We start from the raw sequence: 6,453 nt of genomic DNA on the forward strand, positions 1-6,453 counted from the left end.
GTGACCAATGGTCACCACCTTCCGTGCGCCGCCTAGTCGCGAACCTCTGGGAGCTCGGCCTCCAGCTTCTCTATGGCCTTCTTCCACCGCTGCACCTCAAGCCGGGCACGCGCCGGCTCCTTCGCGGCGAGCACACGGATCCCCTCCACGACCCGGGCGGAATCGATGAGAGGAGCAGGTTCCTCTGGCTCCTCCGACTGCGACGGGCGCGGCTCGGGCTGAGCGTCGGCCTCCTTCGGCGGCGCGTACCCGAGGAAGTTCGCTGCCGCACGCAACGACGTCTCCGTCACGTTGCCGTGGCGGCTGGCCTCAATCCACGTCTCCCGAACAGCCTCTCGGCCGTGGTTCTTCAGGATGGGGACGAGGACGCGGAGCGGACGCTCCTGCAGCTCCTGCGTCGTGATGTCCTCCAAGGCGATGGCCACATCGAGCACACGCAGGATGTTGTTCGCCTGGTGCTTCTTGATGCCGAACCGCTTCTCGGTCAGATCACCGAAGGTGTCGAGCCCAGCGTGCTTGTGGAGCTCCTCCTTCTTGATGCCCTTCAGCCGGAGGCCCAGCCCGATGAGCTTCTGCTGCTTGATGCGCTCCTCGTTTGCCCGGGCCGCGTACTGAACCGCGAAGATCCCCTGCGTGTATGCCTCCAGGCGCTCCGCGGGGTCCGCGCTCTCTGGCTCGATGAAGGCTGGCATCTCGAGATAGCCAGTGACCTCCCGGACGCGGACGATCTCCCTGCCCTCCTCCTGAACGGGGGCAGGCAGTGGCGCGACCTCTGAGCCGCTAGATGCGCCCTGCTGAGTGGGAACCGGGCTCTCCGGGGCAGGGGCTGCCGGTGCCGCGGATTCGGCGTTGGCACGCTGCTGTTCCAGCATCCACTCAGGGGTGACTTCGAGGGGACCACTGCCGGTCGGCGGCAGCATGCCGCCGCCACGCTGTCCCTGCTCTGGCCCTTGCCCCTGGGCCCCGATGGCTTGACCCTTCCCCATCAGATGACCGCCCGCTTCTCCAAAGCCTCCACCTCACGCTTGGTCATGAGGCCGGCACCAAGGACCTCGTCCTTGGTCAGGATCTCCATCTCGAGGAGCATCGGCAGGAAGCCCACGAGGTCCTTCCACCGCGGGCAGTCGGGGTCCGTCGACATGCTCTTCAGCTGGGGAATGCGCCCGAAGGCCCGCTTGTACGCCACCAGCATCGGGATGTCAGTGTCGAGCAGCGGGTAGGCACCGTCGGGGCCGTTGTGCGTCTCGTTGAGGAGTTGAGCGCGAGCGTCGGTCTTGTCGTTGCTGTTCTCGCAGCGAGAGAGCACGTAGTACATGAGGCAGCCGCCGACAGTGTTGCGCGCGGCGGCCATGAACGCGGCCTCCCGCGTCTTCGGCGCCTGCTCAAGGTCGCCCTCGTCGGGGCACAGCGGTACCAGCAGCTTGTGGGCTCGCCGGACAGCTGCGAGGAACGCGGCCACGTTCCCACCACCGACGTCCACGATGACGTAATCGACGTCGCCGCGCGCCCGGACCTTGTCGATCTCCTCGTCGAGGGTCTCGAAGGGGTGCCGGATCACTTCGAAGGGCCAGGTGAACTTCCGCTGGGCGGCCTTAAGAGGCCAGTTCGAAGACGTCTGCGAAGCCGAGTCAGCGTCGAAGAACACCACGCGCCGGCCGAACACCACAGCCAAGATGAGCGCCATGAGCATGGCCAGGCGGGTCTTGCCGGTCCCGCCTTTCAATGCGCCGACGACGTATACCTTCGCTTCGTTGGGATGGGCGAGTGCTTCAGACCGAGGTGGGCCGCTAGGCTCGGGGATGGATGCCGTCATGGATCTTTCCTTCATCAGCGGATGGTTGGTGACGGTCCGCGTGGTGCCCCGCCCCACCACCAGGGCGGGGCACCGACATCTGCGGTCGACCCGCTGAGCCTACCGAGGCGCATTGGCCGAGAACCGCACCTGGTCCACACGCGATCGTGGTCGTCCGATGGAAGGGATCCCACGGACGAGTGAAGGGCACAGCTGCCCTCTCCCCAACTCGCCCTGGCCGTACGGACGCTGGAGAACCGCAGGGCTCCCCGCCAGCCCCTCGCGGAGGAGGGACGCCGGGTATCCGGACACCTCGCAGCCCCGACGCCCCTCCCTCGCCCGGAGCGCACCTCCCGGATGACGCCGCCGCGGCCTACAATCACCGTCATCAGACGGGCATGCCCACCCCGCCCGGCCGCGCCGAACACGCCCCTCCTGCGCCCCGTGCACGCCGTACGAGCTGCGACGAGCGCAGGACGTCGTTGGTACAAGATGTGGTCAGGAATCCTCGTCAGACCTACCCCGGCGCGCGGCAGGCTGCGACAGTGGCATCCCGCAGGGTGTACTGGCAGACACCCTGCAGCCCAACACCCCGGGCGAGAGCGACACCTGGGGCCCTTCCCGTGAACCATCTGCCGGAGGAGCGGAGACGCCCCATGTCCGCAGAACCCGTCCGACCCGCTGACCACGGGTCCCGGACATCAGGCGCGCAAGACGCCAAGATCATCCCTCTCACGCCGCGACCGTCGGCGGTGCAGCGGGACACCAGCAGCGGGGGACTCGCCACCATGCCCACACCACCGCCCGGCGCCGGCGACGAGCAGGCGCTCCACGACCTCGCCGAGCAACTCGAACTCGCCTACGCCGCCGAGCACCTGACCCTCGCCGACCCGCGGACCGCGACCGCGCACACCGTCGCCATGCACATCGCGATGACCGTGATGGACGGCGCGCACGCCCAGGGCCTGATCGACGCCGCCCAACGCCTCCAGCTGACCGGGCTACTTGAGGGGGCGCGGCGGGCCGGAGAGCTCGCCGAAAAATCATGAGGTGAATATGCCGGGGGTTCTTACCGTTTGGCCGGGATTCGGTCACCAAACGCGCCTGATCATTTACCACATTCTGTTCAACTAGGGTCACTTCGGTGCCATGATGGGGCGTCCGGGATCACCCGGAGTGACAGATTTCCGGCCCCGGTGCGCGTGCCGACCACAACCGTGCACCCTCGGCCGGCAGGCGATCGGGGAACGTCTATGGGCACCGAAGTGGAACCAGATCCGGCATCACAGGCAGCCTCTCAACTCCGGCTGCTCGCCCAGCACTTCACCCAGTACCCCGTCACCGGCCGCACCGGCACCCGCCGCGCCACCGCGGCGACACCGGGCACGCCGCTGAACCTCACCGTCGTCGACCACATCCGCGCGTCCGTCGCCGAGGTCGAGCAGCACACCCGGGCCGCGGCGCCCGAGGCCGGCCCGCTGCCCGCCGAGGCCGCCGCCGTCTACGAGTGGTGCCGCAGCCACACCGCGCACGCCGACGAGACCGTACGGCGCCGCCGCGACACCCTGATCTACCGGCAGCAGCTCGAGCACGCGATCCGCCTCGGCGACACCACCGTCGTACGGCGCCACCGCTGCCCCGGCTGCGGCACGGTCGGCCTGCACTGGCGGCAGGCCATGCAGCGCGCGGTGTGCCGCAACCAGCGGTGCCGCGCCGCCGACGGGGGAGTGAGCGCCTGGACGCTCGCCCACCTCGCGCACGAGCACATCGAGGCCCAGGAAGTACGAGTCCGGCGTGCAACCTGAGGCCCGCGTGGCGTGTCTATCTGGCAAGACCCACAACTGAACACCATTCCCCCTCAACCGGACCGCTAGGGTCCGGACCCGTTATCGGCTGCGGTCAGCTGCGAACTGCTTGCCGTCGATCATGGGAGGCCGCTCCATGGCCATAGCCGCACTCACCCCGAGCGTCGCCGTCGGCCCGATCTCCGACCCGGTGACGATCAAGGAGTCGGTGGCGCTGTTCGCCGAGACCGGGCACCCGGTCAGCGAGTCCACGCTGCGCCGCTGGATCAAGCGCGCCGGCCTCCTCGGCGTACGCAGCGCGGGGGAGACCTGGTACTCGGACAGCGAGATCCTCGAGCTGCACCGCGATCGCGTTTTCGGCGAGTAGACGCCACCCCCGGGAAGCCCCGAGCCCCGAGCCCCCAGCGGCGGGCTCGGGGCTTTCTCATGCCCAACCCTGCAAAGGTGTTGCATTGCCACACCTTGAGGCGTACGGTGGTCACATCGACACCGCACCAAGCCCAACAGGCAGCGGTGAACCCCCAGTTGTGATCGGAGCCACGCCATGGCCGTGATGACGCACGCCCAAATCCACAGCGGCACCGCCGACTACAACGCCATGGACGAAGCCGCCCAGGACCGGTTCGACGACGTCATGGAGCGCGCCGACACCGCCGGGCCCGGAGACGGATTCCCCGCCCTCATGCTCGCCGCCGCCGCGATCGCCGGACTCCACATCCCGTACGGCGCCGAGATCCGCCGCTGCGCCTGCTCCTGCTACTGCGGCGTCATCTTCAACCCGGCCGACCCCGACGCCCACGTCATCGAGCAGAGCGACGGCTACAACCTCGGCCGCATCCAGTGCCCCACCTGCGCCGACCACCACCGCGAAACCGCCTGACACCCAAGGCCCGCCCGGCCGCGCATGACGCCCGCACTGCGCGGCCGGGCGAACAACCCGCAGGGGAGACCCACATGAGCATCAGCAGCACCGGCACGATCCTCCAGCTCGCCGCCGAGATCTACAGCGCCCGCGGCGGCCACGACGGCCCCCACTTCGCCAGCCCCGACGGACACCTCGACCCCGTCGCCGCGATCTACCGCGCCACCACCGGCCGCACCCCCTGGTCCCTCCAGCACGACGACGAGGCCGCCCTGCTCCTCCTCGCCTACAACGAGCCGGCCATGGACGCGATCCGCTGGCTCTCCGCCGTCCTCCCCACCCTGCCCCCGGACACTGACGGCACCCCGGACCACATCGAGCACGTCACGCACCTCGCCTCGTACGCCGCGCTCGGCCAGCCCCCGGCCCGCCACAACGACGTCGTCGGGAACCTCCTGCGCGCCGCCGCGACCGCCGACGCCCTCGACTACGTCCCCGCCCAGCGCGCCGCCGCCTAACCCACGAACGGACACCGCCATGACCACCATGACCCCGCCCCCGGCCCGCAACGCCTCCGAGAACCCCGACTACTTCCTCGGCCGCGCTGACGCCTACGACGACACGCGCACCCGCACCCTCGACGAGCTCAAGGCCCTCGGCGCCGCCGCCGTCGACCACGCCACCCTCCCGTACGCCGAGGGCTACATGGACGTCGTCATCGAGGCCCAGCTCACCCACGACGTGGTGACTCCGCTGGAGATCGAACTCGCCTACACCGCAACGGAGATGGCCCGATGAACACCGAGACCTGTACCCCGCTCACCGACGAGCGCCTCACGGAGATCCGCAACCGACGCTACGACGAGGTCACGCCCGGCCCGTGGCTCGTGAGCGAAGACCAGGACGGCCGCGCCCTCGTGTACGTCGAGCGCGAGACCGAGCAGGGACAGACCTACGCGCAGGTCCTGCTGGTTGCCGACTGGGCCACAGAAGCCGACGTCCAGTTCGTGTGCAGCGCCCGTCGCTCCGTACCCGAACTCCTCGCCGAGGTGAAGCGTCTCCGCGCCGAGCTGGCCGCTCGCCCCACCCGCGCCGAGGCGCTGCGGGAGGCAGCATCTGCCGAGCAGGACTCTCTCCGCACCGATCGGTCCCGCTGGCAGACGCTCGCCGACGCCCTCAACTCCGCTGGCGCCATCGGCATCGACCTCGACGGCACCATCACCGACCACGAGACGGCGTCCGTCGTCTGGGACCGCGACGCGAAGCGCTGGGCCGTCGCCGACTACGACACCGAGGCGGGTGAGTCCCGATGACGACCGAGCCCCGCGTGATCGCCGACCTCGACGTCCCCCTCACCGACGTCGAGACGCACATCGAGCGCCTGAATGCCCAGAAGCGCCTCGCCGAAGGCACCGCCGCCGAAGCCCGCCACCTCGGCGACCCCACCGACCATGCCTGGGAGCGCCTCGCCGTCGACCACCCCGAGGCCTGCTCCCACGACGCGGACTACCCCGGCTGGACCGAGCACATCGCCGCCCTCACCAAGCTCAACCGGACGAAGACCACCCGGTGAGCGCCGACCGTCGGCCGCCGATGAGCGCCCGCGACCGCCTCACGGCAATGGTCCGCACCGACCGCGGAAGCATGACCGTCTGGTCCCCGGGCGAAGTGCAGGACGCGCTCGACGCCTACCGCACCGAAGTCCTCCAGAAGGCAATCGACCGGCTCCGCGCCATGCCTGTCACCTGCACTGCCCTGACCGGACCCGTCTGGTACGGCACCGGCTGGAACGACGCCATCGGCCAGCTCGAAGAGATCGCCGACTACCAGAAGCCCGACAACGAGATGTACCCCGGCGAACTCGAACACCTCCGAGCCCTCGGCTTCAACCTCCGCGCCGCACTCCGCCGCGACGACCTCACCCGGGCCCAGCAGCTCATGGACACCCACGTCGCCGAGGCGAAGACCCGCCGATGACGAACTCCGACTACGTC

11 protein-coding genes are annotated in these 6,453 nt (G+C 69.5%); 9 read left to right on the forward strand and 2 right to left on the reverse strand.

Annotated features, from left to right (window positions below; genetic code table 11):
* Positions 1 to 32: 32 nt before the first annotated feature.
* Both ACIDOF_RS34860 and ACIDOF_RS34865 read right to left on the reverse strand, forming a co-directional pair.
* Entirely contained in the window at positions 33 to 920 is an 888-nt protein-coding gene (locus ACIDOF_RS34860) for a hypothetical protein (protein WP_409010239.1), read from the reverse strand.
* A 65-nt stretch (positions 921 to 985) separates the two neighbouring features.
* A complete protein-coding gene (locus ACIDOF_RS34865; protein ID WP_409010240.1) occupies positions 986 to 1,813 on the reverse strand; it encodes a hypothetical protein in 828 nt (275 codons plus the stop codon).
* A 767-nt stretch (positions 1,814 to 2,580) separates the two neighbouring features.
* On the opposite strand from ACIDOF_RS34865, the gene ACIDOF_RS34870 reads away from it, so the two are divergent.
* The 9 genes from ACIDOF_RS34870 (at position 2,581) to ACIDOF_RS34910 (ending at position 6,436) form a co-directional block, all read left to right on the forward strand.
* Positions 2,581 to 2,841 carry a hypothetical protein gene (locus ACIDOF_RS34870; RefSeq protein ID WP_409010241.1) on the forward strand — a complete coding sequence of 87 codons (261 nt, stop codon included), beginning with the start codon at positions 2,581 to 2,583 and terminating at the stop codon, positions 2,839 to 2,841.
* 204 nt (positions 2,842 to 3,045) lie between these two features.
* Positions 3,046 to 3,597, forward strand: coding sequence for a hypothetical protein (locus tag ACIDOF_RS34875; protein ID WP_409010242.1), 552 nt, complete (start codon positions 3,046 to 3,048; stop codon positions 3,595 to 3,597).
* Between the two features lie 136 nt (positions 3,598 to 3,733).
* Complete coding sequence (locus tag ACIDOF_RS34880; RefSeq protein ID WP_409010243.1) at positions 3,734 to 3,964, forward strand: hypothetical protein; 231 nt, start codon at positions 3,734 to 3,736, stop codon at positions 3,962 to 3,964.
* Positions 3,965 to 4,141: 177 nt separating this feature from the next.
* A complete protein-coding gene (locus ACIDOF_RS34885) occupies positions 4,142 to 4,477 on the forward strand; it encodes a hypothetical protein (protein WP_409010244.1) in 336 nt (111 codons plus the stop codon).
* Positions 4,478 to 4,551: 74 nt separating this feature from the next.
* Entirely contained in the window at positions 4,552 to 4,977 is a 426-nt protein-coding gene (locus ACIDOF_RS34890; RefSeq protein ID WP_409010245.1) for a hypothetical protein, read from the forward strand.
* Between the two features lie 19 nt (positions 4,978 to 4,996).
* A complete protein-coding gene (locus tag ACIDOF_RS34895; RefSeq protein WP_409010246.1) occupies positions 4,997 to 5,257 on the forward strand; it encodes a hypothetical protein in 261 nt (86 codons plus the stop codon).
* A complete protein-coding gene (locus ACIDOF_RS34900; protein WP_409010247.1) occupies positions 5,254 to 5,772 on the forward strand; it encodes a hypothetical protein in 519 nt (172 codons plus the stop codon). The genes ACIDOF_RS34895 and ACIDOF_RS34900 overlap by 4 nt, the downstream gene beginning before the upstream one ends.
* On the forward strand, positions 5,769 to 6,032 hold the full coding sequence (locus ACIDOF_RS34905; protein ID WP_409010248.1) for a hypothetical protein: 264 nt from the start codon (positions 5,769 to 5,771) through the stop codon (positions 6,030 to 6,032). Before ACIDOF_RS34900 ends, ACIDOF_RS34905 begins: the two co-directional genes overlap by 4 nt.
* Positions 6,029 to 6,436, forward strand: a complete 408-nt coding sequence (locus tag ACIDOF_RS34910; protein ID WP_409010249.1) for a hypothetical protein — start codon at positions 6,029 to 6,031, stop codon at positions 6,434 to 6,436. The genes ACIDOF_RS34905 and ACIDOF_RS34910 overlap by 4 nt, the downstream gene beginning before the upstream one ends.
* The last annotated feature ends 17 nt before the right edge of the window (positions 6,437 to 6,453 follow it).

The sequence above is a fragment of the Streptomyces sp. Da 82-17 genome (assembly GCF_046098215.1).
Classification (GTDB): Bacteria; Actinomycetota; Actinomycetes; order Streptomycetales; family Streptomycetaceae; genus Streptomyces.

Coding starts and splice junctions, on each gene's coding strand:
- ACIDOF_RS34900 (WP_409010247.1), top strand. CDS start 5,254: ATGAACACCGAGACCTGTACCCCGCTCACCGACGAGCGCCTCACGGAG.
- ACIDOF_RS34870 (WP_409010241.1), top strand. CDS start 2,581: ATGCCCACACCACCGCCCGGCGCCGGCGACGAGCAGGCGCTCCACGAC.
- ACIDOF_RS34890 (WP_409010245.1), top strand. CDS start 4,552: ATGAGCATCAGCAGCACCGGCACGATCCTCCAGCTCGCCGCCGAGATC.
- ACIDOF_RS34885 (WP_409010244.1), top strand. CDS start 4,142: ATGGCCGTGATGACGCACGCCCAAATCCACAGCGGCACCGCCGACTAC.
- ACIDOF_RS34880 (WP_409010243.1), top strand. CDS start 3,734: ATGGCCATAGCCGCACTCACCCCGAGCGTCGCCGTCGGCCCGATCTCC.
- ACIDOF_RS34865 (WP_409010240.1), bottom strand. CDS start 1,813: ATGACGGCATCCATCCCCGAGCCTAGCGGCCCACCTCGGTCTGAAGCA.
- ACIDOF_RS34875 (WP_409010242.1), top strand. CDS start 3,046: ATGGGCACCGAAGTGGAACCAGATCCGGCATCACAGGCAGCCTCTCAA.
- ACIDOF_RS34905 (WP_409010248.1), top strand. CDS start 5,769: ATGACGACCGAGCCCCGCGTGATCGCCGACCTCGACGTCCCCCTCACC.
- ACIDOF_RS34860 (WP_409010239.1), bottom strand. CDS start 920: ATGCTGCCGCCGACCGGCAGTGGTCCCCTCGAAGTCACCCCTGAGTGG.
- ACIDOF_RS34895 (WP_409010246.1), top strand. CDS start 4,997: ATGACCACCATGACCCCGCCCCCGGCCCGCAACGCCTCCGAGAACCCC.